The 25,321-nt window shown below is 66.2% G+C and carries 28 protein-coding genes and 1 tRNA gene; 17 read left to right on the plus strand and 12 right to left on the minus strand.

Going from position 1 to position 25,321, the window contains the following annotated elements; all coding sequences use genetic code 11:
* Positions 1 to 175 precede the first annotated feature (175 nt).
* Positions 176 to 1,489: an ammonium transporter gene (locus IPM60_15915; GenBank protein ID MBK8909297.1), complete on the minus strand. Its 1,314-nt coding sequence runs from the start codon at positions 1,487 to 1,489 to the stop codon at positions 176 to 178.
* A 726-nt stretch (positions 1,490 to 2,215) separates the two neighbouring features.
* On the opposite strand from IPM60_15915, the gene IPM60_15920 reads away from it, so the two are divergent.
* The 3 genes from IPM60_15920 (at position 2,216) to IPM60_15930 (ending at position 5,505) form a co-directional block, all read left to right on the plus strand.
* The gene (locus IPM60_15920) at positions 2,216 to 3,481 is read left to right on the plus strand and encodes a UbiH/UbiF/VisC/COQ6 family ubiquinone biosynthesis hydroxylase (protein MBK8909298.1); all 1,266 of its coding nucleotides are present in this window, start codon (positions 2,216 to 2,218) and stop codon (positions 3,479 to 3,481) included.
* A 70-nt stretch (positions 3,482 to 3,551) separates the two neighbouring features.
* A complete protein-coding gene (locus IPM60_15925) occupies positions 3,552 to 3,989 on the plus strand; it encodes a CDGSH iron-sulfur domain-containing protein (protein MBK8909299.1) in 438 nt (145 codons plus the stop codon).
* A gap of 232 nt (positions 3,990 to 4,221) precedes the next feature.
* Positions 4,222 to 5,505: an O-antigen ligase family protein gene (locus IPM60_15930; GenBank protein ID MBK8909300.1), complete on the plus strand. Its 1,284-nt coding sequence runs from the start codon at positions 4,222 to 4,224 to the stop codon at positions 5,503 to 5,505.
* A gap of 11 nt (positions 5,506 to 5,516) precedes the next feature.
* Here IPM60_15930 and IPM60_15935 read toward each other — a convergent pair whose 3' ends face one another.
* Positions 5,517 to 6,422: a hypothetical protein gene (locus IPM60_15935; GenBank protein MBK8909301.1), complete on the minus strand. Its 906-nt coding sequence runs from the start codon at positions 6,420 to 6,422 to the stop codon at positions 5,517 to 5,519.
* Positions 6,310 to 7,062, minus strand: coding sequence for a glycosyltransferase family 39 protein (locus tag IPM60_15940; protein MBK8909302.1), 753 nt, complete (start codon positions 7,060 to 7,062; stop codon positions 6,310 to 6,312). Before IPM60_15940 ends, IPM60_15935 begins: the two co-directional genes overlap by 113 nt.
* A 130-nt stretch (positions 7,063 to 7,192) precedes the next feature.
* Here IPM60_15940 and IPM60_15945 point away from each other — a divergent pair, with 130 nt between their 5' ends.
* Positions 7,193 to 7,531, plus strand: coding sequence for a DUF2312 domain-containing protein (locus tag IPM60_15945; protein ID MBK8909303.1), 339 nt, complete (start codon positions 7,193 to 7,195; stop codon positions 7,529 to 7,531).
* 184 nt (positions 7,532 to 7,715) lie between these two features.
* On the opposite strand, the gene IPM60_15950 is transcribed toward IPM60_15945, so the two are convergent.
* Entirely contained in the window at positions 7,716 to 8,327 is a 612-nt protein-coding gene (locus IPM60_15950; protein MBK8909304.1) for a DUF924 domain-containing protein, read from the minus strand.
* 94 nt (positions 8,328 to 8,421) lie between these two features.
* On the opposite strand from IPM60_15950, the gene IPM60_15955 reads away from it, so the two are divergent.
* Positions 8,422 to 8,799 (plus strand): hypothetical protein, encoded by a 378-nt coding sequence (locus IPM60_15955; protein MBK8909305.1) that lies wholly within the window; start codon positions 8,422 to 8,424, stop codon positions 8,797 to 8,799.
* A gap of 105 nt (positions 8,800 to 8,904) precedes the next feature.
* On the opposite strand, the gene IPM60_15960 is transcribed toward IPM60_15955, so the two are convergent.
* The 4 genes from IPM60_15960 to IPM60_15975 form a co-directional block, all read right to left on the minus strand.
* Positions 8,905 to 9,561: an HAD-IB family phosphatase gene (locus IPM60_15960; GenBank protein MBK8909306.1), complete on the minus strand. Its 657-nt coding sequence runs from the start codon at positions 9,559 to 9,561 to the stop codon at positions 8,905 to 8,907.
* A complete protein-coding gene (locus IPM60_15965) occupies positions 9,562 to 10,194 on the minus strand; it encodes a CDP-alcohol phosphatidyltransferase family protein (protein MBK8909307.1) in 633 nt (210 codons plus the stop codon).
* Between the two features lie 127 nt (positions 10,195 to 10,321).
* Positions 10,322 to 10,834 (minus strand): gamma-glutamylcyclotransferase, encoded by a 513-nt coding sequence (locus tag IPM60_15970; protein MBK8909308.1) that lies wholly within the window; start codon positions 10,832 to 10,834, stop codon positions 10,322 to 10,324.
* A 215-nt stretch (positions 10,835 to 11,049) separates the two neighbouring features.
* Positions 11,050 to 11,124: transfer RNA gene (locus tag IPM60_15975), tRNA-Gly, on the minus strand.
* Positions 11,125 to 11,260: 136 nt separating this feature from the next.
* On the opposite strand from IPM60_15975, the gene IPM60_15980 reads away from it, so the two are divergent.
* The 7 genes from IPM60_15980 to IPM60_16010 all read left to right on the plus strand — a co-directional run bounded on the left by IPM60_15980 (position 11,261) and on the right by IPM60_16010 (position 16,324).
* The gene (locus IPM60_15980; GenBank protein MBK8909309.1) at positions 11,261 to 11,767 is read left to right on the plus strand and encodes a prolyl-tRNA synthetase associated domain-containing protein; all 507 of its coding nucleotides are present in this window, start codon (positions 11,261 to 11,263) and stop codon (positions 11,765 to 11,767) included.
* Between the two features lie 82 nt (positions 11,768 to 11,849).
* Positions 11,850 to 12,767 (plus strand): thioredoxin, encoded by a 918-nt coding sequence (trxA, locus tag IPM60_15985; protein ID MBK8909310.1) that lies wholly within the window; start codon positions 11,850 to 11,852, stop codon positions 12,765 to 12,767.
* 10 nt (positions 12,768 to 12,777) lie between these two features.
* Positions 12,778 to 13,434 (plus strand): LON peptidase substrate-binding domain-containing protein, encoded by a 657-nt coding sequence (locus tag IPM60_15990; protein ID MBK8909311.1) that lies wholly within the window; start codon positions 12,778 to 12,780, stop codon positions 13,432 to 13,434.
* Positions 13,435 to 13,448: 14 nt separating this feature from the next.
* Positions 13,449 to 13,712, plus strand: coding sequence for a Trm112 family protein (locus tag IPM60_15995; GenBank protein ID MBK8909312.1), 264 nt, complete (start codon positions 13,449 to 13,451; stop codon positions 13,710 to 13,712).
* Positions 13,709 to 14,101, plus strand: a complete 393-nt coding sequence (locus IPM60_16000; protein ID MBK8909313.1) for a DUF971 domain-containing protein — start codon at positions 13,709 to 13,711, stop codon at positions 14,099 to 14,101. The genes IPM60_15995 and IPM60_16000 overlap by 4 nt, the downstream gene beginning before the upstream one ends.
* A gap of 15 nt (positions 14,102 to 14,116) precedes the next feature.
* On the plus strand, positions 14,117 to 15,316 hold the full coding sequence (locus tag IPM60_16005) for a lytic murein transglycosylase (GenBank protein MBK8909314.1): 1,200 nt from the start codon (positions 14,117 to 14,119) through the stop codon (positions 15,314 to 15,316).
* Positions 15,317 to 15,415: 99 nt separating this feature from the next.
* Complete coding sequence (locus IPM60_16010; protein ID MBK8909315.1) at positions 15,416 to 16,324, plus strand: pirin family protein; 909 nt, start codon at positions 15,416 to 15,418, stop codon at positions 16,322 to 16,324.
* Positions 16,325 to 16,357: 33 nt separating this feature from the next.
* Here IPM60_16010 and IPM60_16015 read toward each other — a convergent pair whose 3' ends face one another.
* The gene (locus tag IPM60_16015) at positions 16,358 to 17,047 is read right to left on the minus strand and encodes a response regulator transcription factor (protein MBK8909316.1); all 690 of its coding nucleotides are present in this window, start codon (positions 17,045 to 17,047) and stop codon (positions 16,358 to 16,360) included.
* Between the two features lie 151 nt (positions 17,048 to 17,198).
* On the opposite strand from IPM60_16015, the gene ribA reads away from it, so the two are divergent.
* Both ribA and IPM60_16025 read left to right on the plus strand, forming a co-directional pair.
* Entirely contained in the window at positions 17,199 to 18,392 is a 1,194-nt protein-coding gene (gene ribA / locus IPM60_16020) for a GTP cyclohydrolase II (GenBank protein MBK8909317.1), read from the plus strand.
* Positions 18,393 to 18,586: 194 nt separating this feature from the next.
* Entirely contained in the window at positions 18,587 to 19,288 is a 702-nt protein-coding gene (locus tag IPM60_16025; GenBank protein ID MBK8909318.1) for a hypothetical protein, read from the plus strand.
* A gap of 12 nt (positions 19,289 to 19,300) precedes the next feature.
* Here IPM60_16025 and IPM60_16030 read toward each other — a convergent pair whose 3' ends face one another.
* Complete coding sequence (locus tag IPM60_16030) at positions 19,301 to 19,993, minus strand: YggS family pyridoxal phosphate-dependent enzyme (GenBank protein MBK8909319.1); 693 nt, start codon at positions 19,991 to 19,993, stop codon at positions 19,301 to 19,303.
* 117 nt (positions 19,994 to 20,110) lie between these two features.
* On the opposite strand from IPM60_16030, the gene IPM60_16035 reads away from it, so the two are divergent.
* The 3 genes from IPM60_16035 (at position 20,111) to fghA (ending at position 22,768) form a co-directional block, all read left to right on the plus strand.
* Positions 20,111 to 20,653, plus strand: coding sequence for a thiamine phosphate synthase (locus IPM60_16035; protein ID MBK8909320.1), 543 nt, complete (start codon positions 20,111 to 20,113; stop codon positions 20,651 to 20,653).
* 47 nt (positions 20,654 to 20,700) lie between these two features.
* On the plus strand, positions 20,701 to 21,810 hold the full coding sequence (locus tag IPM60_16040; GenBank protein MBK8909321.1) for an S-(hydroxymethyl)glutathione dehydrogenase/class III alcohol dehydrogenase: 1,110 nt from the start codon (positions 20,701 to 20,703) through the stop codon (positions 21,808 to 21,810).
* A gap of 112 nt (positions 21,811 to 21,922) precedes the next feature.
* Positions 21,923 to 22,768 carry an S-formylglutathione hydrolase gene (fghA, locus tag IPM60_16045; GenBank protein ID MBK8909322.1) on the plus strand — a complete coding sequence of 282 codons (846 nt, stop codon included), beginning with the start codon at positions 21,923 to 21,925 and terminating at the stop codon, positions 22,766 to 22,768.
* 21 nt (positions 22,769 to 22,789) lie between these two features.
* On the opposite strand, the gene IPM60_16050 is transcribed toward fghA, so the two are convergent.
* Both IPM60_16050 and IPM60_16055 read right to left on the minus strand, forming a co-directional pair.
* Complete coding sequence (locus tag IPM60_16050; protein ID MBK8909323.1) at positions 22,790 to 23,176, minus strand: hypothetical protein; 387 nt, start codon at positions 23,174 to 23,176, stop codon at positions 22,790 to 22,792.
* A gap of 265 nt (positions 23,177 to 23,441) precedes the next feature.
* The gene (locus IPM60_16055) at positions 23,442 to 25,316 is read right to left on the minus strand and encodes a tetratricopeptide repeat protein (GenBank protein MBK8909324.1); all 1,875 of its coding nucleotides are present in this window, start codon (positions 25,314 to 25,316) and stop codon (positions 23,442 to 23,444) included.
* Positions 25,317 to 25,321: the final 5 nt, after the last annotated feature.

Here is a 25,321-nt window from a genome sequence, read left to right on the forward strand (position 1 = left end):
CGCTACCTCCGTGCTACAAGGTGCCGCGTGCCGGAAACGACAACCGCGGGCGATTCGTCGGCGACGGAAAAAGGGCCGAAAGGGGGTGACCCTTTCGGCCCAGTCGCCGAGGGATGCAACGATGGACGGAGATCGGGTCCGCCCCTACTCCCCGGCCCGGGTAGGAATCGCGGGCTTAGTGCACGGTCTCGCCGTGGAGGCTGAGGTCGAGGCCGGTGATCTCGGCTTCCTTGTCGACGCGGAGGCCGATCACCAGGTCGATGACCTTGAGCAGGATGAACGAGACGATCGCGCAGTAGACGATGGTAGCCAGGATGCCGACGATCTGGGTCCAGATCTGACCGACGTTGCCCTCGATGGCGCCGGCGGTGCCGCCAATGGCTTCCACCGCGAACACGCCGGTGAGCACCGCGCCTACGATGCCGCCGATGCCGTGGACGCCGAACACGTCGAGGGAGTCGTCGTAGCCGAGCGTCGTCTTCAGCCACACCGCGCCCCAGTAGCAAGAGACGCCGGCGATGATGCCGATGGCCAAGGCGCCCGTCGGCCCGACGAAACCGGATGCCGGGGTGATGGCGACCAAACCGCCGACCGCACCCGAGACGATGCCGAGCACGCTCGGCTTCTTGCGCAGGAGCCACTCGGTGAACATCCACGCGAGCGCCGCCGCCGCGGTGGCGATCTGGGTCACCGTCATCGCCATGCTTGCCGACGCATTGGCGCCGACCGCAGATCCGGCGTTGAAGCCGAACCAGCCGACCCACAACAGCGACGCGCCGATCAGGCTGAGGGTGAGGTTGTGGGGGGCCATGTTGTCCACGCCGTAGCCGTGTCGCTTGCCGAGCACGATGGCGGCGACGAGACCGGCGATGCCGGCGTTGATGTGCACGACTGTGCCGCCGGCGAAGTCGAGAACCCCTTCTTCGGCTAGGAAACCGCCGCCCCACACCCAGTGGCAGACCGGCGCATAGACGATCAGCATCCACAGGCCGAGGAACCACAGCATGGCGGAAAACTTCATGCGATCGGCGAACGCGCCGGTGATCAGTGCGGGGGTGATGATGGCGAACGTCATCTGAAAGGTCATGAACAGGGATTCGGGAATGGTGCCCTGGAGCGCATCGGGCGCCAATCCGACCAGGAACAGGTTGCCGAAGCCGCCCATGTAGTCATTGAGGGCGCCCCCGTCTCCAAACGCGATGGAGTAGCCGGCGACCATCCACAACACGGTCATCAGGCAGCAGACCGCGAAGCTCTGCATGACGGTCGCGAGCACGTTCTTGCGGCGCACCATGCCACCGTAGAACAGCGCCAAGCCGGGGATGGTCATCAACAGGACCAGGGCGGTCGAGGTCAGCATCCACGCCGTATCGCCGGTGTCGAGGGTTGCTGTGTCCTGGGCGAGCGCAAAACCCATGTGAGACATTAGCATCATCGCCGCCAGGCCAACGGGCCGAACCACCTTCCTTATCTTGATAGTGCCGATCATCACTCAGATCTCCTCGTTCATGTCCTTGTCGTTCGTGTCCTTCTCGGCCGCGCCGAGCCGTACCCGGTTTAGAGGCTGGCCGACCGCCGTCGCCGCCCCGGAGGCGCAGACAGACCCTCCTCCTCAATTTCCGTGCCAGAGCCCGAAGAGGCGGGTGAGGAGCTTGAAAATGCTGGAAAGGGGCCTCCCGGCAGGATGAACGAGCGGTGTGCGCGCGCGATTGGAATCTGCCCAGAAATTAATCAGAGTTGGCGCGAGTGATGACGTTTCGAGCAACGGTCATGTGACGCCGCAAGACGCGGCAACGCATTTGTCTTGGACGTTCTTGATGCGGTTCTGCACAGGGTGACACGGCGCAAGTATCTGAAACTAAAGAAAATGTGTCCGGATTCGGGGCCGGGAATGTATGCGGATGTATGCAAATGTATGCAAAACCGCAGCTAAACCATTCAAATCGTTGATTTCTACCGTTAGATGAAACCCGCAACAGATGATGGCTTGGGGTTGCAGCGGCACTTCCTGGATTGCCGCGCATGTCATGGACCCTGCACGCCATGACGGGGCGCAGCAGGGGATGGAAGGGCAGGCGGCCTTAGGGCAGATAAGCGCGGACAGTCGTGGCGCAAGGAAACATCGCCGGCCCACTTGTCGCCTTCGGCTTCCGGGCGTTGACCTGGGGGAACGCGACCCGCAAGATCTCCGTTCGCGTCGAACGAGAGGATCGCCATGCCCGACCCTGGTCCGAGTCTCCATCTGAGTGATGCGCACGTTACCGGACAAGTGGACCTGCGCGCCGACGTGCTGATCGTCGGGAGCGGCTTGGTCGGCTCGGCGCTGGCGTGCGCGCTTGGACAGTGCGATGTGGACATCGTCGTCGTCGACGCAGTCGATGCGGTGACGGTGACGTCCGCCGCCTACGACGGCCGCGCCTCGGCGATCGCACTATCGTCGCGGCGGCTTCTGGAAGCAGTGGGCGTGTGGCAGCACGTCGCCGAGACCGCGACACCGATGCTGGACATCCGCGTCTCCGAGGGCGGCTCCCCGATGTTCCTGCACTACGACCACGAGGCGGTGGGCGGCGAGCCATTCGGCCACATGGTAGAGAACCGCATCCTCCGGAGCGCCCTGTTCGCCCGTATGGACGTCCTGCCGTCGGTGCGGCTGCTGGCGCCGGCCCGGGTTGCACATTTGGAGCGGACGGAGGCCGGGGTGGCGGCGCGCCTCGCCGACGGGGGGCGGGTGCGGGCGCGTCTCGCGGTCGCCGCCGATGGCCGCGGCTCGCAGATCCGGGAGTCCGCCGGTATCGGCGTCACACGATGGAACTATGCGCAAGTCGGCATCGTCTGCACCGTCGCCCACCAGCGGCCGCACAACAACATCGCCCACGAGCACTTCCTGCCGGCGGGCCCGTTCGCGATCCTGCCGATCACCGGCAACCGCTCGTCGATCGTGTGGACGGAGCGGGCCGATCTGGCGCCGATGATCATGGCGCTCGACGACGGCGATTTCACCGCCGAGCTGGCGAAGCGGTTCGGCGACTTTCTTGGAACCGTCGCGGTGGAAGGACGGCGCTGGTGCTATCCGTTGTCGCTGCAGTTCGCCCGGACGGCCACAGCCGAGCGCCTGGCGCTGGTCGGCGACGCATATCACGGCATGCACCCCATCGCCGGCCAGGGCCTGAACATGGGGTTCCGCGACGTGGCGGCGCTGGCGGAGGCGGTGGTGGACTGCGCCCGTTTCGGCGGCGACATCGGCGGCGGCGACGTGCTGACGCGCTATCAACAATGGCGGCGCTTCGACAACCACCTGATGCTGGCGATGACCGACGGCCTCAACCGCCTGTTTTCCAACGACGTCGGCCCCATCAAACTGGCCCGCAACCTGGGCCTCGCCACCGTCAACCAGATCCCGCCGCTGAAATCCCTGTTCATGCGCCACGCCATGGGCGTCGTCGGCGAACTGCCGCGCCTGATGCGGGGCGAGGCCCTGTGATCGCGCCGGGACCGGTGATTCTCGTGGACATGGCCGCCGATGGCCGCAACGAACAAGGAGGGAGAAGGCGATGAGCGATAAGGAACGTGCTGACGAGAGCAACACGGTGACGGTCAGCCGCGACGGCCCACTAGTGGCGCGGGGCGATCTCGCCATCGACAGCGGGCGCGGCAGCACGCCCGAGTTGCACATGAAAGTTTCCCTCTGTCGCTGCGGGCTATCCCGCAACAAGCCCTACTGCGACGGCAGTCATGACGCTGGTGGCTTCCGCGACGCCTGCGTGCTCGCCGAAACCGGTGAAGTCGCGGCGGCGGACGGCAGCGGCCGCCTGACGATCCGGGCGGTGAAGAACGGCCCGCTTCTGATCGAGGGCCCGGTGGTGATCAAGGCAAGCGACAGCGGCAAGCGGTGGCGCGGCGCCAAGGCCGCCATGTGCCGCTGTGGCCAATCCAAGAGCAAACCGTTTTGCGACGGAAGCCACAAGGCGGCGGGCTTCCAGAGCGACTGATCCGGCATCCTGCGCGCCCGTCGCCACGGGCGATGGCGGATAGCGCGTTCGCTACTCCGCCGTACGGCTGTAGCTGCGTAGCAACCACAAGGGCGGGTTATCGAAGCGCAACACGCCGCAAAGCCGCGTAAGCAGGGATAGCGCAGCGCGGCCCGCCGCGTTGGCTGGTTGCGCCGCTTGGCCGCTGATCGTTTTCGTTGCGGAAGCGCGGCATGTTTTCTATGGACGGGGGATGACCCACGCGTCCGCCCTCATGGGCTCCCTCGCGCAGACCGCCGTCCCACATCGTATCGCAGTGGTGCTCGTGTCGGCGTCCGCTCCGGCTCTGGTGCTTGGCCCGGCGGCGATAGGCGTCACGTTTCCGGTCTCCTTGCTGATCCTCGCGGCGATGGTCAGGCCGTCCGCCTGGTGGCCAGCGGCGCGCGATGCCGCGACCACGCCTGCCGGTCTCGTCCTGGCGCTGGTGGTCCTGTGCTGGCTCCCGAGCCTGGTGCGCTCCCCCGACCTGGCGTTGACGGTGGAGGCACTGGGCGGCACGTTCGGGATGGTCGCGGCTGCGACCGCGCTCTGGGCGATGCTGACGACCCTTCGCTGCCACCATGACCTGATGCGGAAGGCCCTGGTCGTCGCCGCGCTCATCGCGGTCAGCCTGGCGTTGTCGTCGTTTCTCATCGCCGACGAGATTTTGTCCGTCATCCGCTTTCAGGGTTGGGTGCCCAGCGTACCGGCCGATCGTCTGAAAGCCTTTGCCAATGCCGCTGCGCTGCTCGTGCCGGCGGTCATCTGGAGCGCTTGGAGATTCGGAACGGTGTGGCGCGCCTTCGCCGTCCTGTACGCGATCGCCACTCTGCTCCTCGTCGGCCTCGCCAAGACCCACGCGCCCCTGGTGGCGCTGCTCAGCGCCTCGGCCTTCGCCGGCGTGGTGGTGTCGGCGCGAAGCGGCCGGCGCCCCGCCATCGTGTCCGCCGCGGCCGTCGCGTTCGCCGTCGTCGCAGCCACTGTCGCCGTGCTGGTCGCGACCTACGCTCCGGAGAATGGGGTGGGCGTCGACACCTACCTCCCGCCCTGGCTGGTCGATCCCCACCGGCAGTTCATCTGGTCGTTCACCTTCGACGTCGCGCTCACCAAGCCCCTGCTCGGCTACGGGATCAACACCATCAACCTGGTCGAGGGGGCCGGTCGGCACGTGGCAGGTCTCTCGCCGCACGCCGAATACCTGCCGTCGCACCCGCACAACTGGCTGCTCGAGATCTTGGCTGAAACAGGTTTGGTGGGTGCGCTTCCCGCCCTCGTGTTCGTCGCTTTGTTGCTGACCGGTTTCGCGCGCGCGTTCATCCGCGGCGGCGACGACGCGGTCCTCGCCGCCGGCTGCACCAGCGCCGCATATTGGGCGGCGGGGCTCTTCAATTTTTCCTTCTGGGCGGCGTGGTGGCAGCTCGCACACATGGTGCTGCTCGCCCTGATCCTGTCCCAGCGTGCGCTGACAACGGATCCGCAGTCGCCACCCGCCGCGTAGCGCCGGCACAATCAGCGCTCGTTGTCGCGCCGCTTGGTCAGCGTCGCCAGGCTCTTTTCGCTAAGCGCGTTGACCCGCCAGACGCTGTAGCGCGCCAGTGTCCGGCCGGCGACGGACCGCTCGATCACGCCCATCGGCTGGACATCGCGAAACCAGACTTCGAGCGCCGCGCCATCGGCAGCGCGCCGCTCCAGCTCCACGTAGATCGCGGGCTCGCGGAGCACCTCCGGCGGCGGAGCGGCGAGGTGGACATAGCGAATCGGATCGGTCAACTGGATAACCGGCAGCCTGTCCCCGAGCGCCCACGCGAGCTGACCGGTGGTCTGATGCTTGGTGGTGGCGACCCACGCCGCGCCATTGCGATCCGCCATCGCCGCCACCGTCTGCGCCAGTTCTGGCCACCCGCGCATCTGCGCCGACGGATCGTGGCGTCCGAGCAGCGGCGCCACCGGCATCGCGAGGTAGACGTACACCGCCAAAGCCGTCGTCAAGCCCGCCCACACCGCGACCGTGAACAGCACTTGCGCGACGCGGCGGAGTCGTGGTGCGGCGGCCTCGGCCTCCATGGACGCCCATGCCGCGAGCACTGCCAACCCGGGGTACAAGGTCGCTAGCCAGTTGCCCTGGACCCGGTCATGCATGGCATGCACGACCGAGTAGAGCAGGAAAGGCGCTGACGTCAGCGGAACCAGCAGCAGTCCGGCGTCGCGGTTACGCCAGCCGCGCTTGAGGGCAGCCGCGAACCCCCACACCACGAATGGCGTCAACAGCGGATTGAGAAGCCCAATCTGGCCACCGATCAGCTCACCGAGATAACGTAACGTCACCGCGTGCTCGGGAACCAGCCGCCCGAACTGCTTGGCAAACGACGCCCAGTCGTGGGTCGCATTCCAGCCGACCACAGGCAGGAACAGCACCAGCGCCAGCAATCCGCCTGCCCATGGCGGCCACGTCGCCAGTGCAGCCCGTCCGCGCCGTCGCCAGCAACCAGAGACAGATGCCGGCGCCGAGAAACAGCACCGAGTACTTGGATAACAGGCCGAGGCCGGCCATGGCGCCGACGACGAACCACCAGTGGGCGCCTCCGCCGCGGAGCCATTCCGTGAGTGCCCACAGCGCCAAGCCGGTGAACAACAGTGCCGGCACATCCGGCGTCTGCACCACCGATCCGATCGCCACCAGGCTCATGGCGTTGAACGCAAGCACACTACGGGTCGCCGTTCGGTCGTCGAACAGCAGCGCCGCCATGCGCCACATCACGAGGGATCCAAATCCAGTCGCCAGCGGTGCCAGCAAGCGCACTCCGAGCACCGTATCCCCGGCGAACGCCATGCCGAGCCACGCCCACCAGCCGACCATCGGCGCATGATCATAATAGCCCCAAGCTGGCGCCAGTCCCCATAGGCGGTAGTACGCGTCGTCTTCGCTGAAGCCGGCGGTGGCCGCCGTAATGAGGCGCACGATCGTCAACAACACGATTCCGACGATCAGCCAGCGTGGTGGCGCGAGTCCCCGCTGGGTTGACGTGCCCGCCGACGCTTCTTGATCCCGTCCCATCGCCGCTTTATGGTGCGTGGAAACGCGCCCCGCAACCGCATCGTGGAACCGCATCGTGGAACCGCATCGCGCGCCCGCGACGCGCGTTCATCCCCCGGCTTTTATCTGCAACCAACGGAGATTAATCCTGATGATCGGTCGCAACACCGACGCTGGCGAGAGACTGACTGCTTATGCCGAACGCATGGAGCGCCTGCAGGACGACATGGACACGCTCCGCGAGGACCTGAAGCAGTTGAAGGCCGAGGTCAAGTCCGACGGCTTCAACGTTCAGGCGTTGACCAAGCTGGTGTCGATCCGGCGCAACAAGAAAAATGCCGACAAGGAATCCGAGTTGCTGAATGACCTGGTTCTCTATGCCCACGCCACCGGCTTTCCGTTCGACTTGGCGATCCCGGAGGAAGAGTGGTCGAACGATCGGGGTTCCGCGCAGCACGGCGAAGAACCCGCCACGTCAGCGGCCGAATAGCTGCCATCGAACCCGAAGAGCCGGTCGTACAATTCTCCCGCGGCAGGCTCATGGTTCGACAGGCTCACCATGTGGTATCCGGTCGCTGAGGCATTCTGGCAAAGATCTCACCCTGAGCTGAGCCTGTCGAAGGGTGAGCCCACGAGCGCATGCGCAGAAGATCAACGACGATGGCATGGGGCGGCTAAAACGACGAACCGGGTTCCTGTAGAAACACCGTTTCTTCCGCCGTGGTGGCGCGCCCGAGCGCCGCGTTGCGATGGGGGAAACGCCCGAAGCGAGCGATGATGTCGCGGTGCCGGCGGGCGAAGTCGAGCCAGGTGTCGTTGCCGAGGACGGCGATCAGTCGGACCGCGCGCTCCTGATCCGCCAGCGTCTCTGAATGCTCAAGCGGCAGATATAGAAAGAGACGCTGCACCGGCGCTAGGACCGCATCGAAACCGCGCGCGATGGCGCCGCCGGCGACGGTGCGGGCCTTGTCGTCGCCCGCATATGCCTCCGGCCGCCCGCGGTGAATGTTGCGCGGCAACTGGTCGAGCAGGAGTACCAGCGCCAAGGCGCCGGACGCCGTCTCCGCCCAATGGTCGAACTCACCGGCCAGCGCGCGGTCGCTGAGGTCCGCGAACCCTTTCCGGCACGCAGCATCGAACTCGGCATCAGGGCGCCACCAGATCTTCCGCTCGGGCAGCGTCTCCTCGCCGGCCGCGGACGACCCGAACCAGAACTCCAACACCCTTAAGGCCTCTGCATTGGTGGCGGTCTCGATTATATTGACGTCGTGATCGTTGTCACTCATCATGCAGCCTCTGTCAGTAAAAAGAACGGTCTCTCAAGAATGGCATAACAATAACTCATACGGGCCAATAAAAAAACACACATGGGGACGGATAATGATAACAAGGAACGGCGCCACATCAATCTTCCTGTTCTATATGATTGCCGGGAATGCTGCGCTCGCATCCGTAACTCCGGCTTCGGCAGCGGACATCATCGTCATTCGAGGAAACAAGAGCGAAGTGGTCTCCACTGATCCGGGCGCCGACGGCAGCGTGACCGTTATCAGCGGTCTGTCGAGGTCCCGACAACCGCACCAGGTTCAGCAGGAAACCAGCCCGGCTCGCGAGGACCCTCTTCCTGCACCCTCCGGCGGCGCCATCGTCACCGGCGGCGACACCTTGTGGAACGTCGACGCCGGCGGCCGCGTGCGGGCGTGCTGGCTGCAAGGAACCGGATACGTCAACAGCCTCAAGGTCGTCTGCACCCGGTGATCGCTGCCGACGCGTTGCCACATGGCGCGGACAAGCGCCGGCGTATTCCACCGACCGGCCGCGAAGAAGGCCGGCGTTCACGAAGCCCGGAGGACCAGGCGGCGATCAACAACCGTCGGATAGCACTTCCCATCCCTGTCGGAGGGCGATCCTTTTCAGCGGCGGGTCCGGAAAGACAGCCACCGGATGGCCGACATGCCGCAGCAGCAACAGGTCCTGGATGGTGTCTGCGTAGGCGGTACAGGCTCCCAGATCGGCGCCGCCGTTCTCGCGGCACATGGCTTGCGCCAGCTCCAGTTTCTCGTCCCCGTAAGGGTGCACCACCGGTGGCTCCGGCAGGAACACGCCGTCCTCACGCGCACACCGGGTGGCGCACCAGATGTCCGCCCCGACGCGGCGGGCAAGGGGCTCGGCGAGAAAATCCGGCGTGCCGCTAAGCAGCGCCACGATGTCGCCCCGCTGCCGGTGGCGCTCAATGCGCTCCAGCATCAGCGGGCGCAGCCGATGGACAAGCGTGGTTTCGACAAACGTTTCGGCGGCGCGCTTGACGGCGCCGATGTCGAGGCCCGACAGATACGCCTTGTTCTTCTTGCTGGTATCGAGGCCGAATGACCATACCCAGCGCGGAAAAAAGCGGAGCCCGTCGATCGACTGCCTGAGCCCCAGGGTGCGCGAGGCGATGAGATGCCCGATGAACAGGCGCTCGCTGGAGGTCCTCCCGCAGAGCAACGTGCCATCCACGTCGACGAGCGCGATGGCCACCTATCCACTCTTCGCGGCGGATGGTTTGCGGCGGAAGACGCCTTCCGCGATGACGAACTCCGCCACCACCGGAAAGCCACGCAGCAGGCACAGCACCACAGAGGCCAGGATCAGCGTCATGCTCACCACTTCGATCGTTCCCTGCCATGCCTGCCACGTCGCCGCGTCGAGGTGAGGCAGCGGTTGAAACAGCAGCACCCAACCGAACGTCACCGCTTTGACCGCGCCATAGAGGCCGCGCATGAAGCGGCCGGCAACCAGCGCCTGCCCCCACGGCGACTGCATCATGCTGTAAGCGCTGTCGCCCTCCGATATGGCCGCATAGCGGATCGAGTCGACGATGCCGCCGCGAACGATGAACAGGATCGCGACCCACATGGGCACGAGGCCGATGTGGCCCAGCACGATCCACAGTACGTTTTCGACGATGCGGTCGACGGCGATGTCGAAGATCGACCCGAACACGGACGCTTCACCGCGCACCCGCGCGACGTAGCCATCGAGTCCGTCGAGGGCGATGATCACAACCAGTAGCGGCGCATTAGCGAGCTGCCACAGCGGCGGCGCCCAGTACACCATGGCGACCAGCAGAAACAGCAGCAGAAACCGCGAGAGCGTAATGAGGTTGGCCATGGCCCGGTCTGTCGGCGCCGCGGGAAGCGGCACGTGTCATCCAACTTAGCCGGGAGGTTCGACGTGGTTCAACTGTGGAACGAGTCTCGTTCCGGCGCGGCGGCTGCAGATCGCGGCGAACGACCGCTCAGATGCCGCCGCCGGCTTCGATGATCCCGGTGAGGCGCTCGACTCGATGCAGCAGCGTTTGCAACACCGTGTCGGTGTAGCCCTCGCTTTCCAGGTGGCGCAGCGTGTTGATGAGGTAGACCCGATTGAGGCCGGCGATGCCCGCGGCGCCCATGATGATCGCGGCCGTTCGTTCGATGCCCAGGTCACCAGCGTATTGCGGATGATCCGGGTCGGCGACGTACGTGTAGACCGGCACGGCGCCCTCCGGAGTCTCCGCTGCCAGCAGCCGCGGGGCATATGCGTATGTAACCAGCTCCCGTTCGTCGAGGTAGGCCTTGACCGTCGGCCATTCGTCCACCCCGACTGCGAACGCCACGCCCCGGCATGAGCCTCCTTGATCCAGCCCCAGCACAAGCCCGGGCGCTTCCGGCGTGCCCCGATAGTGGTGCGAGTAGACACAGAAAGCGCGGTGGAACCCTTTCAGCAGCGCCGGGCGCTTTTCCAGATACGTGAACCCCGGCCGCCACATCAGCGACCCGTAAGCGAACACCCAGCGAACATCGCGTTGCCGCCCGGGAGCGGTCGCCGATGCGTCCGGGTCGGGGTGCAATGGGCGCCCCTACCTGGCCAGCAAGGCCGGAATGGCGACCACCATCGCTAACACGGTCAACGCCATCTGCAGGGAGCGACTTGTGTGCACTGTTTCTGACTGAAAAAGGCGCACGACGGAGTACGTCTGCCGTTTGGAGCGGGCGAAGGGATTCGAACCCTCGACTTCAACCTTGGCAAGGTTGCGCTCTACCCCTGAGCTACGCCCGCGCGCCGGATCGCCGAGGCGCTGATATTACGCGCCGCTGGTCGCATTGCAAGCGCACATTCACCCCGCCGCGCCACGCAGCCGGCCGGCCGCTGCGGCGGTTGCGATCGCCGTCGTTCCCGAGTAAGTCCTCTCATCATGCCTGTCAGCGAAGACGACCTGATGCGCACTCTCGCCGGACTCGAGATCGCGGCCGAGACGGTGCGCCACCCGCCGGTGTTCACGGTCGAGGAGAGCAAAGCCCTCCGCGGCGACCTCGACGGCGCCCACACCAAGAACTTGTTTCTGAAAGACAAGAAGGGGCGGCTGTGGCTGGTGGTGGCGTTGGAGGATCGCGTCGTCGATCTCAAGGACCTGCGCCACCGCATCGGCGCGGCGACACTATCGTTCGGCCGCCCCGAGCTGCTCGTGGAGGTCCTCGGCATCGAGCCCGGCTCGGTCACTCCGTTCGCGGTAATCAACGATCCCGATGTGCGGGTACAGGTTGTGCTCGACGCCGGCCTGCTCGACCACCAGCGCCTCAATTTCCACCCCCTGACCAACGCCGCGACCACCGCCATCTCCCCTGACGGCCTGATGACGTTCCTCCGCGCCACCGGCCACGAGCCGGCGCTTGTTCGTTTCCCGGACGCCGGCGATGGTTGACCCCCCTTGCGAGCCGCGCCGGAACCCGCCATGTTTGGGGTCTTCCACGGCATGACCTGATGCAAAGTCCGGTGGTACCGATATGGCGTTTATCATTGACCCGAGCGCACCCGCGCCCGCTGCCGGCGGCGGCGGCGACGTCATCAAAGACAGCAACACGGCCAATTTCGCCGCCGATGTGCTCGATCCGTCGATGCAGGTGCCCGTCATCGTCGATTTCTGGGCGCCGTGGTGCGGCCCCTGCAAGCAACTCGGCCCCATGCTGGAAAAGCTGGTACGCCAGGCCGGCGGCCTGGTGCGGCTCGTCAAGATCAACATCGACGAAAACCAGGAGCTCGCCCTGCAGCTCCGCGTCCAGTCGGTGCCGACGGTCTATGCCTTCCTCGGCGGGCGCCCGGTCGACGCCTTCGTCGGCGCGCAGCCGGAAAGCAAGCTGCGCGCGTTCATCGGTCGCCTCACCGCGGACGTTCAGTCGCCGCTCGATGACGCTCTGGAGCATGCCCGCCAAGCTCTCGCCGCCGGCGACGCCCGCACCGCGACCAAGATCTATGCGCAGATTCTGAACGAGGATCCAACCAACCCCAAGGCCATCGCCGGGCTGGTGCGCGCCCATGTCGCCACCGGCAGCCTCGCCAAGGCTCGCAAGGTCGTGGCGGATCTGCCGCCGGATCTGGCCGCCAATGCCGACATCGCCGCGGCGACCGCCGCCATCGACGTGGCGGAAGAGAGCATCAAGGCCGGAGACGCCCGCAAGCTGCGCGCCCGCGTCGAGTCGAACCCGGACGACCACGACGCGCGCCTGGCGCTGGCGACCGCCCTGTTCGGCAACGGCCACGAACAGGACGCGCTGGAGCACTTGTTGGAGAGCATTCGGCGCGACCGCGCCTGGAACGACGAAGCGGCCCGCAAGCAACTGCTCAAGCTGTTCGATGCGCTCGGCCCAACCCATCCGTTGACAGCCGGCTTCCGCCGCCGTTTGTCGTCCCTTCTGTTTTCCTGAGGCGCTGGCGGTGGAGGACTTCCGGTCCGATGCGCTGCGCAGCGTTCTGCCGATTTTTCCGTTGAACGGCGTGTTGTTGCTGCCGCGCGGCCATCTGCCCCTGCACGTGTTCGAGCCCCGCTATCGCAACCTCACCGAGGCGGCCTTGGGCAGCGGCCGCATCATGGGCATGATCCAGCCGCGCCAGCCTGTTTCCGACGTCCTCGACGATGACGCCCCGCTCTACGAGACCGGCTGTTCCGGGCGCATCGTGTCGTTCGCGGAGAGCGACGACGGGCGGTTTCTGATCACGCTCCGCGGCGTCTGCCGCTTCCGCGTCGTCGAGGAGCTGTCGCTGATCGATGGCTACCGCCGCGTCCGCCCGGACTTCACGCCGTTCCGGCATGATTTGAAGCCGGCGGAGGGTGTGGTCGATCGCGAGCATTTGCTGGCGGCAGTGCGCCGCTATCTGGACACCCGCGACATGGGCGCCGACTGGTCCGGCGTGGAAAAGGCCTCCGATGAGGCGCTGGTGACGGCGCTGGCAATGGCCTGCCCGTTCGAGGCGAACGAAAAGCAGGCGTTGCTGGAATGTCCCGACCTCACCGCCCGCGCCGACATGCTGATCGCGCTGTTGCAGATGGCGGTGCGCGACGTGGATGCGCCCGCTGCCGGCGTCACCCATTGAACAATCCGGCCACGATGTCGAAGGAGTTAACCATGACGAACCGCAAAGTCGATCCCAGGCTGCTGGAGATCCTGGTGTGTCCGCTGACCAAGACGACGCTGCGCTACGACGCCGAGCAGCAGGAGCTGATCAGCGACAAGGCCCGCCTCGCCTACCCGATCCGTGACGGCATCCCGATCATGCTGGTCGACGAGGCGCGGTCGTTGGACGATGCGGCGACTGACGCACCGGTCGCCCCGGAATTGCCCGCAGCATCGCCCAGCCAAGAATCGCTATGAGCGGCGCCGCCACCGACCCGGCGCGCCACGGCAACGTCCGTCGTCCGATGGAAATCCGGCTCAAGCGCGACGAGAAGGTGCTTGAGATCGACTTCGACGACGGGCGCACGTTCCGCCTGCCAGCCGAGTTGCTCCGCGTCGAGAGCCCCTCGGCCGAGGTCCAGGGCCACAGCCCAAGCCAGAAGGTGGTCATCGCCGGGCGTCGCCACGTCGGAATCATGGGGGTCGAGCCGGTCGGCACTTACGCGGTACGCATCCGCTTCGACGACATGCACGACACCGGCCTCTACACCTGGGACTGGCTTTATGCCCTCGGCGACAACCAGGACGCGATCTGGGCCAGCTATTTGAGGGCGCTCGAAGAGCGCGGTCTCAGCCGCGATCCCTGACCAGAAAGCGGCCCGATGTCCTTTCGTGTTGTTTCGGCCGCAGTCCTTGTGGCGTTGGTTCCGGCAGGACTGCCGTCTCCCAGCGCCGCCGCCAACTTCGACGCATGCATCGCCGATCTTCGTCGCGACGCCGTCGCCGCCGGCGTCCGGCCCGCCATCATCGACCGAGCCCTTGGCATCAGCGCGCCTGATGAAGCAGTGCTGCGCCTGTCCCAGGTGCAGCCGGAATTCAAGACCCCGATCTGGGACTATTTGGCGTTCCTGGTGGATGAGCAGCGCGTCCGCGACGGCCGCGCCAAGCTGCGACAGTACCAGAGCGTGTTCGACGCGGTGGAGCGCCGGTACGGCGTCGACCGCCATATCGTGGCGGCGATCTGGGGCGTGGAGACGGACTACGGCAACGAGGCCGGCAGCCACTTCCTGCCGCACGCGCTCGCGACCTTGACGTGCCGCGGCGGCCGCCGCGCCGACTTCTGGCGCGGCGAGCTGATGGCCGCCTTGAGGCTGGTCAGTCGCGGCGACCTGGAGCTCGACCAACTGCACGGCTCGTGGGCCGGCGCCTTCGGCCAGACCCAGTTCATTCCCACCACGTATCAACGCCTGGCGGTGGACTTCGACGGCGACGGCCGACGCGACCTGGTCAATTCCGTTGCCGACGCCCTCGCGTCTACCGCCAACTACCTGAAGCGGGCCGGTTGGCGCTCCGGTCGGCCGTGGATGATCGAGGTCAAGGCTCCGGCCAGCTATGATGGTCCAACCGGGCGCAGCAACCGGGCCGCCCTGTCGATCTGGGACCAACGTGGGGTCGTCCGCGCCGACGGCTCAACCCTGTCCGGCGACGCAGCGGCCGGCTTGTTGCTGCCGGCCGGTCCGCGAGGCCCGGGCTTCATGGCGTTCCCCAACTTCGACGCCATCTACGCCTACAACCACGCCGAGTCCTATGCGCTCGCCATCTCTCACCTCGCCGACCGCCTCGCCGGCTACCCGCCGTTGCGGACGGATTGGCCCACCGATGACCCCGGCCTTTCCCGGGCCGAGCGCCTGCACCTGCAGCAGTTGCTGCTGGCCCAAGGCCACGACATCGGCGAAGCCGACGGCAGGATCGGCCCCGTCACTCGCGCCGCCATCGCCGACGCCGAGCAGCGCGCCGGCCTTCCTGCCACCGGCCGCGCTGGCCGCCGCATCTACCGCACCCTCGCCGACACCGCACCGTAGGGTGCGATAGCTCCGGTCGCTTTCGCCAGTGCTGAAAGTGGAGTCGCAAAACCCAAGAGGAGTTATAGTGTCCGCGGGACAAAAACGAGGAGGACGGCAATGAGTTGGCAGCCGGCTGCGGAACCCGAGTGCCTCGACGGTCCTGACGACGTCGAGATGTTGATCCGGCCCCATGAGAAGGATCTCGGCGGCTTTACGGTGCGGCGGGCGCTTCCGTCCGCCGAACGACGCACGGTCGGGCCGTACGTTTTTTTCGACCACATGGGTCCGGCATCGTTCTCAAGCGGCAGGGGTATCGACGTCCGGCCGCACCCGCACATCGGGCTCGCGACGGTGACGTATCTCTTCGCCGGGGAAATCCTGCATCGTGACAGTCTGGGTTCCGTCCAGCCGATCCGCCCGGGCGCCGTCAACCTGATGACCTCCGGGCGTGGCATTGTCCATTCCGAACGAACGCCGCCGGAGCAGCGGATAGCGGGCGCTGCGTTGCATGGAATTCAGCTTTGGCTGGCCTTGCCGGTCGCGCTGCAGGAGACTGACCCGGCATTCGTGCACTACCCGGCGACTACGATTCCCGTCGTCGATGCCGGCGAAGCGCGGGTGACGGTGATCATGGGGACAGCGTACGGCGTCTCGTCTCCGGTCGCGACCCATTCGCCGACGCTCTACGTCGAGGTGATGTTCTTGAAGGACGGGCGGTTGCCGCTCCCCGGCTCGCATGACGAGCGGGCCGTTTATGTTGTGGAGGGACGGGCCGCGATCGGCGCTATCGACCTCAATGCCGGTGACATGGCGATCGTGAGTCCCGGCGCCGAGCCGGCACTCCAAGGCGACAGCGGAGCCCGCATCATGATCATCGGCGGCGAGGCGTTCCCCGAACCGCGCACAGTGTGGTGGAATTTCGTCTCCAGCGACAAGGCGCGCATCGAGCAGGCCAAGCAGGACTGGCGTGCGGGACGGTTCGACGCGGTACCGGGCGAAACCGAGTTCATCCCGCTTCCGGAGTGACCCCTGCCCGGCCGGCAGTGCCGTGGACCGGCTTCATGGTATGAGCCGATAGCCGCCCGCTTCGGTGACCAGGATGCGGGCGTTGGCCGGGTCGGGCTCGATCTTCTGGCGCAGGCGATAGACGTGGGTCTCCAACGTGTGGGTCGTGACACCGGCGTTGTAGCCCCACACTTCGCCCAGCAGCACGTCGCGGCCGATTACCTTGCTGCCGGCCCGGTAGAGGTATTTGAGGATTGCCGTCTCCTTGTCGGTCAGGCGAATCTTGCGGTTGGTCTCGTCGTTGACGAGCACCTTGACGCTCGGCTGGAACGAGTACGGGCCGATGCTGAACACGGCGTCGTCGCTGCGTTCGTGCTGGCGGATATGGGCGCGCAGCCGCGCGAGCAGCACGGCGAGGCGAAACGGCTTGGTGACATAGTCGTTGGCGCCGGAGTCGAGCGCCAGAATAGTATCGGCGTCGGTGTCGGCGCCGGTCAGCATGATGATCGGCGCCTTGACGCCGGAACGCCGCATCAGGCGGCACAACTCGCGGCCGTCCATATCCGGAAGGCCGACGTCAAGGATGATCACATCGTAATAGTCGCGCCGGGTCAGTTCGAGCGCACGGGCGCCGTTTGCCGCCGCCACGATGGTGAACTCCTCATGCAGGCGCAGTTGCTCCGACAGCGTCTCGCGCAACGCGTCGTCGTCATCGACGAGGAGTACCCGTTTGCCGTTGATCATGGCGGTGCCTGTCCGAAGGCCATTGCATCCACACCTTGTGTCGAGCATATGATCGAATGCCGCCGATTGGCAACGCGCCGTCGGGGCCTCTCTCGGGGCCTTCGCCGCTGCAGGCTGCGAACGCGCTTTCTCCCGACGGGCTTCCCGCGTAATGTCGAGGAATCATGGATCGTCGTCGTTCCGGAGCGGGGGAAGCCCGACTTTGCGCGATCGGCCGCAACTGATCGTCATTCCCGCGACTCGGGAGCCGCTGTCGTTGCTCTCGGTTGACCGGGCGGTGTCCGACCTTCGTCGCGGCCGGCCGGTGGTGGTGCTCGGCAGCGGCGGCCACGCGTCCGTTGTTTTGGCGGCGGAGGCGGTGACGCCGGAAGCTCTGGTAGAATTGCAGACCATGGCCCAGCGCGCGCCTGTTCTCGCGTTGACTGGACGCCGCGCCAGCGTGCTCGGACTAACGAATACCGGCATGAAGATCGTTACCTTGACGGTACCGGACGGCCTGACCGCGGACCGCATCCGCGATCTCGCCGATCCCGGCGCGCTGCCGACGCTGCCGCTGCCGACGGACCTGATCAGCGCCGAAAGTCCGGCTTTCGGGTGCGATAGCGCCGCGGTGAAGCTGGCCAAGACGGCGCGGCTGCTGCCTGCCGCCGTCACCGCCGTTATCGACGGTGTCGATGACCCAGTGGCGTGGGCGGTTCGCCGCGATCTGCTGTTCGTCGATGCAGGTGACGTGTTCCAGTACGAGCCGATCGCGGCGCGCTCGCTGAAACCGGTAAGCGAGGCGCGCGTTCCGCTGGATGACGCGGAGAACACCCGCATCGTCGCCTTTCGTCCGCGGGACGGCGGCCTCGAGCACCTCGCCCTCATCATCGGTGCGCCCGCGGCTGACGATGCGGTGCTCACCCGCCTGCATTCAGAGTGCTTCACTGGGGACTTGCTCGGGAGCTTGCGCTGCGATTGCGGCGATCAGCTTCGGGGCGCGATCCGGGAGATTTCGCGGGCCGGCGGCGGCGTGCTTCTCTATCTCGCCCAGGAGGGTCGCGGCATCGGACTGGTCAACAAACTGCGCGCGTATGAGCTACAGGACCAGGGCTTCGACACCATGAGCGCCAACGAACAACTGGGCTTCGATGCGGACGAGCGGGTTTATCTGCCGGCGGCGCAGATGCTTCGGCAGCTCCGGTACCTGCGCGTCCGGCTGCTGACCAACAATCCGGCCAAGGTCGCCGGCTTGGTCCGCTGCGGAATCGCCGTCGAGGAGCGCGTGCCCCACGCCATCCCGTCCAATCGCCACAACGAGCGCTACCTGCGCACCAAGGCCGAGCGCGGCGGACACCTGTTCTGACCCCGGCAGAGTCTGCCGGCAGATCTCGCCCCGCCCTCTCGATGCACAACCTTCGACAAGCTCAGGGTGAGGTATTGGATTCAGCGAACAAGGAACCTCACGGGCCCGGCTGGCGGCTGAGGCGAGGGAGCTGGGGTCGTGGCATGCGATTTGCTCCGTGAGTGTCTACGCATCCCGACAGCAGTTACGGCGCCATGACCGTCTCGATCACAGAACACGGCATCCCAGGGCTCTCGATCGCCACCACTCCGCGGCCGGCATCCGCATCAAAGGAGGAGGGCGGGTTCCGAGGGTTCGGGGAGGATGGGCCGACGTTTTTTGATGTCTTGGACATCGTCAATCCGCTCCAGCACATCCCCGTCGTCTCCACGCTGTACCGCGAGCTGACCGGCGACCAGATCGACCCGGTGCCGCGCATGGCCGGCGGAGCGTTGTTCGGAGGGCTGATCGGCGCCATCGCCTCGATCGTCAACGTTGTCGTCGACGAAGTCAGCGGCAAGGATGTTGGCGAGCATGTGCTGGCCCTATTTGACGCCTCGGACGAGCCCGGCGACGACGGATCGAACGTGATGTTGCTGGCGACCAGCATGCCCAGGCCGGCAGCCGGCACAACGGCCGATGGTGGCTATGGGGCGGGCTATGGGGCGGACTTGCGGCATGAACACGCGGAAGTGCCGGAATGGGCGCAACGGGAGCTGGCGCAACGGCAGTCGCAAGATCTGTTGGCGGCAATCGCTGCTCCGCCCTCCTTCGCCGCCTGGGTTCCGGAGCCGCCGGAGCGGGACACCCGCCGCAATGAAGATGCAGGCGTCGCCACTCGGGCGCAGGTGCGTTATCAGCAAAGCGCCATGATGGCGGAGCGCGAGGCGCAGCCGATGGTCGATATCGGCGGCTGACGCCCGTTTCGTCTATAGAACCAGTCGCGGCCCGAAGATCGCGGTGCCGACGCGTACCGAGGTCGCCCCGAACCGCACCGCTGTGGGGTAGTCGGCGGTCATGCCCATGCTGAGCTTGGTCAAGCCATTGCGGCGGGCAATTTCCCGCAGAAGGGCGAAGTGCAGTGCCGGCTCCTCGTCCTGCGGCGGAATGCACATCAGCCCGGTCACCGGCAGCCCGAATTCATCGCGGCAGAGCCGCACCAGCGCATCGGTCTCCTCCGGCAACACACCGTTTTTCTGGGGCTCCTCGCCGGTGTTGACCTGGATCAGCACCTCCGGCCGATGGCCCATCTCTGCCATGACTTCGGCCAGGTGGCGGGCGAGCTTCGGCCGGTCGACAGTCTCGATGACGTCGAACAGCTCCACGGCGCGGCGCACCTTGTTGCGCTGCAGGGGGCCGATGAGATGCAGGCGCACGTCAGGGAAGGCTGCGCGGATCTCGGGCCACTTCTCCTCGGCCTCCGGAATCCGGTTCTCGCCGAACGCGGTCTGGCCCTCGGCAATGGCCGCCGTTATGCGTTCGACAGGCTGGGACTTGCTGACGGCCACCAGAGTCACCTCGTCCGGCGACCGCCCCACTTCGGCGGCGGACGTTGCGATCTGACCGCGTACCGCGGCGAGCCCCGCGACGATCTGTTTGGCGTCGACTTCTTCCGGTAGCATCGCGCCGGGATCCACTGCATCTGAGGATACGAAGCGTTCGTGGCGTCGACCCTAACAGAGTTGGTCCGCCGACTCAAACCACCTACCTCTGCGATCGGCCTGCCGCGCCTGGTGCTGATGACGGACGAGCGGCGGCTGCCAGATCCGTCGGCGGCCATCGAGGACCTGCCGCCGGGCGCGGCCGTTGTCCTGCGGCACTACGATGCGCCGGCGTCGGAACGGCAAGCTCTGGCACACCGTCTGGCTGCGACGTGCCGGAGGCGCGGGCTGCGGCTGTTGGTTGCTGCCGATCCAGAGCTGGCCATAAGCGCGGGGGCCGCGGGCGTTCACTTGCCGGAAGCCATGCTCAAGAGCGCGCCGCAGACGTGGAGACTGTGGCGGCGGCGAGGCTGGATGGTGACCGCGGCGGCGCATTCCTCCGGCGCCATTCGCCGCGCGGCCGCCGCTGACGTCGACGCAGTGCTGCTATCGCCGGTTTTCGCCACCCGCAGCCACCCGGACGCGAGAGCGCTGGGCAGCCTGAGATTTGCGGCATTGACGCGGGCGAGTCCGGTCCCCGTCTATGCGCTCGGCGGGATCGACACGCGCACCCTGCGACGCCTAAGCGGTAGCGGCGCCGCCGGCGTCGCAGGCATTGGCGGTTTCGGCAAGGCGCGGTAGTCTCGTCGCTGCTTGTGGATATGCCCAACATCCGGAAAGGACGCGCCATGGACGTACGCGCCGCCGTAGCCCATGAGGCCGGGAAGCCGCTCGTCATCGAAACCGTGAAGCTGGAAGGCCCGAAGGCGGGCGAAGTATTGGTGGAGATCAAGGCGACCGGCATTTGCCACACCGACGAGTTCACGCGCTCCGGCGCCGACCCGGAAGGCCTGTTCCCCGCCATTCTTGGGCACGAGGGTGCAGGAGTGGTTGTCGAGGTCGGTGCGGGAGTCACGTCTGTCGCGCCCGGCGATCACGTCATCCCGCTTTACACGCCGGAATGCCGGGAGTGCGAGTTCTGCCTCAATCCCAAGACCAATCTCTGCCAAAAAATCCGGGCGACACAGGGCAAGGGGCTCATGCCGGACGGCACCAGCCGGTTTTCGCTCAACGACGCGCCGCTGTTGCACTACATGGGCACGTCGACCTTCGCCAACTTCACGGTGCTTCCGGAGATTGCGGTCGCCAAGGTGCGGAAGGACGCGCCGTTCGACAAGATCTGCACCATCGGCTGCGGCGTTACCACCGGCATCGGAGCGATAATCTACACCGCCAAGGTGGAGCCGGGCTCGAACGTCGTGGTGTTCGGGCTCGGCGGCATCGGCCTCAACGTCATCCAGGGCGCGCGCATGGTGGGCGCCGACATGATCGTCGGCGTCGACATTAACCCCGGCAAGCGCGCCATGGCCGAGAAATTTGGCATGACCCACTTCGTGAACCCGGAAGACGTGGCCGGCGACCTTGTCGGGCATATCGTCGACCTGACGGGCGGCGGCGCCGATTACGCCTTCGAGTGCGTCGGCAACGTCACCCTGATGCGCCAAGCATTGGAATGCTGCCACAAGGGCTGGGGGGAATGCATCATCATCGGTGTTGCCGGCGCCGGCCAGGAGATCTCGACCCGGCCGTTCCAGCTCGTCACCGGCCGGTCGTGGCGAGGCACCGCTTTCGGTGGCGCCCGCGGACGCACCGACGTGCCGAAGATCGTCGACTGGTACATGGACGGCAAGATCAACATCGACGATTTGGTCACCCACACATTGCCCCTGGAGCGGATCAACGAGGCGTTCGACCTGATGCACGCCGGCGAGTCGATCCGCAGCGTCGTTGTGTACTGAGGAATAAGAAGAAAGACGTTGCGCAAGCGTCTTGGCCCACCCTTCGACAGACTCAGGGTGAGGCACTGGAAGAGTGACGACAGATGAGCTGCTGACTGCAGGGTATGGCATCATGACGCTTGAACTGATCGAGGAGCACCGCTGCTTCGGCGGGCGCCAAGCGGTCTACCGCCACCATTCGGTGGCGACCGGAACCAACATGGAGTTCGCCATCTTCCTGCCGCCGCAGGCCGACGAAGCGAAATGCCCGCTGCTGACGTACCTCTCGGGCCTCACCTGCACCTGGGCCAACGCGACGGAGAAGGCCGGCGCGCAGCGCAGCGCGGCGGAACACGGGCTGGCGTTGCTGTTTCCCGACACCAGCCCGCGCGGAACAGATCTGCCGGGGGAGCACGACGCTTATGACTTCGGCTCCGGCGCCGGCTTCTATGTGGACGCCACGGTGGAGCCGTGGTCGCACCACTACCGGATGTACCGCTATGTGACGGACGAGTTGCCGGCGCTGGTGGCCGTGCATTTTCCCGTCGACGCAGGGCTACAAGGGATTTTCGGGCATTCGATGGGGGGGCACGGCGCGCTCACCATCGCCTTCAAGAGTCCCGGACGCTACCGCTCGCTGTCGGCATTCGCGCCGATCGTCGCGCCAAGCCGGGTGCCGTGGGGCCAGAAGGCGCTGGGCGGCTACATCGGCGCGGATCGCGATCAGTGGCTCGACCATGATGCGTGCGCGCTGGTCGGCGACAGCGGTTGGACGACTCCCATATTGGTCGACCAGGGTTTGGCGGACCCGTTCCTGGACGAACAGCTTCGCCCGGACCTGTTCGAGGCTGCGTGCCGGCAGGCCGGTGTGCCCCTCATACTTCGCCGCCACGAGGGCTACGACCACAGCTACTATTTCATCGCAACCTTCATGGAGGACCACATCCGCCACCATGGCCGAGCATTGGCCGCAACATAATGGCTTGCCAGTTTGGCCACTTCACTTGGTGGGCGTGGCGCAGGCGTAGGCATACTGCTGACGGAGCATGCTGAGAGCGGTCTGGTCCGTCTGTGCGTTCATTTGCACCTGAGCCGCGGCCTGCTGCTCGTCGACGCGGTCCTGCAAGGTGGCCATCTGGTATCCGACCATTGCGATGTTGCCGACGGCGCCGACGATCGGCATCGCCGACATCATCCCCATCCCGGGCGATCCGAACATCGCGGACCGCCCGACGGTGCCAATACTGGCGACCGCGTGGTGCGAGACCGCCGCACCGACATCGACTTCGGTCGTTGCCGACGGTGCATCTGTGACCCGACCAGACAACAGAGCTATTTTTTCACGTGTAGCGGGACAATCGATGCCGCCCTCGGCGTTGTACTCCATTTCGAATTTTGCCATGTCCATGCTCGGTTGCTTGACCTTCACGGCACACGCCCCGAGCACGAACGGAACCGCAGAAGCCGCGCACAGCAAAGCGGAGATCCGCATCATGCCCCTCCCAGCCCAAGGTTCGCGGCACACCCCGCCGCCCCCGAGCAAGCCCGGCTGCGGCTTCTACAGCCGCTTCATGCTAGTAGCTTGACTTTATCACGGACAAATCGGCGCACAAGAAAAATTGTAGCGGGCCGCTTAAGATTGCTTCTGGTTGCTAATGAAAATTATTGGCAGGCCGGGGCGACAATAGCCTTGTCGTCATGCCGTCGCGCGTGTAACCGAAGTCGTCCATGTACGGTTGGAGCATCGGCAGGAGTGGCTCGAGCCGGCTCCGGTAGTGGCGCCAGCGCCCGATGGACCGGGTATAGATCGGCTGCACGACCTGGTGGTAGCTGGGGGTCGAGATGTTCCGCGAGCGGGCGTGGTCGGCGTAGGCGAACACCGCGTCGTCCCAGGGTACCCCCAGGAGCGCCAGCACACGGGCGGCCTCGGCGGAGAAGTCGGCAACTAGGTCCTCATAGCGCACCGTGATCACCTGCATCGGCAGCAGCGCCTGGTATTGCCGCCACAGCGCCATGACCTGGACGTAGAGGCGGGCGGTGTCGGCGAGGCTTCCGAACTGGATCATCGCGAGGTTGGGCCGGAACGCCTGCATGAAGCCGCTCAACACCACGTCGCATGGATGGCGGAGCGCCAACAGGATTTTGGCGTCCGGGAACAGGCGGTGTATCAATCCGGCATCAATGGCGTTGAGCGGCATCTTGTCGATCAGCAGGCCGCCGGGCGGGGCGCTGGCGTAGCGGGCGGTTTCCCGGTGGTAAATCTCGCGCAGGATGGCGAGGTCATCCGGTGTCAGCGTCGCAAGCGCATCCGGGTAGCCGCCGAAATCGGCGTCAATGGCGTGTTTGACCACATCAAGCATCGGCTTTTCTTCGATGGTGGCGATTAGCGGGTGCGCGTCCAGCACCTGATCGAGAAGCGTGGTGCCGGAGCGCGGAAAGCCGACCAGAAACGACGAGGCGGCGTTTTCCGAGTCCGGTACGGGAGGCGTCCACGATGCCACCCATTCCGACGTGAAGCGCTGGCTGACCCGCTCAACTTGCTTTGGGAACGCGTCGCGATCCAGTACCCGCGCCGCCGGACTCGCGAGGATGAGCCGGTTGCCCGCTTCGAACCAGGGGTACGCCTGGTCGTAGTTTCCGAGCCGATCGTGGATTGTCGCCAGCTCGAAGCTGGCGAAGGCCCGCGAGTCGGGGTCGAGGCGGTCGAGGTGAAGCGCGCCGAGGCGGCGAAGACCGTCCTCGGGCCGACCCAGGCGCCGCTCGCAACGGGCGGCGACCACCGTCGCCCTGAGGTGCGTCGGCTGATGGTGCAGCACCGCCTCCGCCGCCGCCAACGCTTCCGTAAGCCGGCTTGCGTGCTCCCATGCGGCGGCGAGAGCGGCGCGGACGTCCGCGTCGTGCGGGTCCACATCGAGCGCTTGGCGATAACGAGCTTCCGCCTCTCCGGGACGGCCGCTTTCGCCGAGAACATCGCCCAGGTCCTTCAACGCCGTGACGTAGTGCGGCTGCAGGGCAATCGCCCGTTGCAATGCGGTGACGGCGCCCGCCAGATCGCCCAACGCGCGCAGCGCCCGCCCGTGGTTGGCGTGGGCTTCGGCGTACGTCGGGCGGATCCTGGCCGCTCGCCGGTAGCAGTGTACCGCCTCGTCTGGCCGGCCCAGCGCCTGCAGGGCATTGCCGAGGTTGTTGTGGGCCTCCGGATAGGCGGGGTTCAGCGCCAGGGCACGGCGCAACGCTGCGGCGGCGGCTTCCGGCTCATGCAGTGCGAGCAGCACGGTGCCGAGATTGTTGTGGTAGGCGGCGTCGCGGTCGTTGAGGACGATCGCGTCTGAGATGAGCTGTCGCGCCCGCTCGTTCTGCCCGCGCTGGTGTGCGATGACGCCGAGCAGATGCAGCGCGTCTGGGTGTTTCGGGTTGGCTCTGAGAACGCGGCGGTAAAGCTTTTCCGCTTCCTCCAGCCGCCCGTCCTGATGGTGACGGACGGCGTCCACGAGGATCGTCTGCAGGCGGTCGTGGGATACCGGCATGTCTT

The sequence above is a fragment of the Rhodospirillales bacterium genome (genome assembly GCA_016710335.1).
Classification (GTDB): Bacteria; Pseudomonadota; Alphaproteobacteria; order Rhodospirillales; family Defluviicoccaceae; genus JADJXQ01.

What these genes read in the sequence shown, in the direction of transcription:
- IPM60_15915 (MBK8909297.1), bottom strand. Translation starts at nt 1,489, where the DNA reads ATGATCGGCACTATCAAGATAAGGAAGGTGGTTCGGCCCGTTGGCCTG.
- IPM60_15920 (MBK8909298.1), top strand. Translation starts at nt 2,216, where the DNA reads ATGCCCGACCCTGGTCCGAGTCTCCATCTGAGTGATGCGCACGTTACC.
- IPM60_15925 (MBK8909299.1), top strand. Translation starts at nt 3,552, where the DNA reads ATGAGCGATAAGGAACGTGCTGACGAGAGCAACACGGTGACGGTCAGC.
- IPM60_15930 (MBK8909300.1), top strand. Translation starts at nt 4,222, where the DNA reads ATGACCCACGCGTCCGCCCTCATGGGCTCCCTCGCGCAGACCGCCGTC.
- IPM60_15940 (MBK8909302.1), bottom strand. Translation starts at nt 7,062, where the DNA reads ATGGGACGGGATCAAGAAGCGTCGGCGGGCACGTCAACCCAGCGGGGA.
- IPM60_15945 (MBK8909303.1), top strand. Translation starts at nt 7,193, where the DNA reads ATGATCGGTCGCAACACCGACGCTGGCGAGAGACTGACTGCTTATGCC.
- IPM60_15950 (MBK8909304.1), bottom strand. Translation starts at nt 8,327, where the DNA reads ATGAGTGACAACGATCACGACGTCAATATAATCGAGACCGCCACCAAT.
- IPM60_15955 (MBK8909305.1), top strand. Translation starts at nt 8,422, where the DNA reads ATGATAACAAGGAACGGCGCCACATCAATCTTCCTGTTCTATATGATT.
- IPM60_15965 (MBK8909307.1), bottom strand. Translation starts at nt 10,194, where the DNA reads ATGGCCAACCTCATTACGCTCTCGCGGTTTCTGCTGCTGTTTCTGCTG.
- IPM60_15970 (MBK8909308.1), bottom strand. Translation starts at nt 10,834, where the DNA reads ATGTGGCGGCCGGGGTTCACGTATCTGGAAAAGCGCCCGGCGCTGCTG.
- IPM60_15980 (MBK8909309.1), top strand. Translation starts at nt 11,261, where the DNA reads ATGCCTGTCAGCGAAGACGACCTGATGCGCACTCTCGCCGGACTCGAG.
- trxA (MBK8909310.1), top strand. Translation starts at nt 11,850, where the DNA reads ATGGCGTTTATCATTGACCCGAGCGCACCCGCGCCCGCTGCCGGCGGC.
- IPM60_15995 (MBK8909312.1), top strand. Translation starts at nt 13,449, where the DNA reads ATGTCGAAGGAGTTAACCATGACGAACCGCAAAGTCGATCCCAGGCTG.
- IPM60_16000 (MBK8909313.1), top strand. Translation starts at nt 13,709, where the DNA reads ATGAGCGGCGCCGCCACCGACCCGGCGCGCCACGGCAACGTCCGTCGT.
- IPM60_16005 (MBK8909314.1), top strand. Translation starts at nt 14,117, where the DNA reads ATGTCCTTTCGTGTTGTTTCGGCCGCAGTCCTTGTGGCGTTGGTTCCG.
- IPM60_16010 (MBK8909315.1), top strand. Translation starts at nt 15,416, where the DNA reads ATGAGTTGGCAGCCGGCTGCGGAACCCGAGTGCCTCGACGGTCCTGAC.
- IPM60_16015 (MBK8909316.1), bottom strand. Translation starts at nt 17,047, where the DNA reads ATGATCAACGGCAAACGGGTACTCCTCGTCGATGACGACGACGCGTTG.
- ribA (MBK8909317.1), top strand. Translation starts at nt 17,199, where the DNA reads ATGTCGAGGAATCATGGATCGTCGTCGTTCCGGAGCGGGGGAAGCCCG.
- IPM60_16025 (MBK8909318.1), top strand. Translation starts at nt 18,587, where the DNA reads ATGACCGTCTCGATCACAGAACACGGCATCCCAGGGCTCTCGATCGCC.
- IPM60_16030 (MBK8909319.1), bottom strand. Translation starts at nt 19,993, where the DNA reads ATGCTACCGGAAGAAGTCGACGCCAAACAGATCGTCGCGGGGCTCGCC.
- IPM60_16035 (MBK8909320.1), top strand. Translation starts at nt 20,111, where the DNA reads ATGACGGACGAGCGGCGGCTGCCAGATCCGTCGGCGGCCATCGAGGAC.
- IPM60_16040 (MBK8909321.1), top strand. Translation starts at nt 20,701, where the DNA reads ATGGACGTACGCGCCGCCGTAGCCCATGAGGCCGGGAAGCCGCTCGTC.
- fghA (MBK8909322.1), top strand. Translation starts at nt 21,923, where the DNA reads ATGACGCTTGAACTGATCGAGGAGCACCGCTGCTTCGGCGGGCGCCAA.
- IPM60_16050 (MBK8909323.1), bottom strand. Translation starts at nt 23,176, where the DNA reads ATGGAGTACAACGCCGAGGGCGGCATCGATTGTCCCGCTACACGTGAA.
- IPM60_16055 (MBK8909324.1), bottom strand. Translation starts at nt 25,316, where the DNA reads ATGCCGGTATCCCACGACCGCCTGCAGACGATCCTCGTGGACGCCGTC.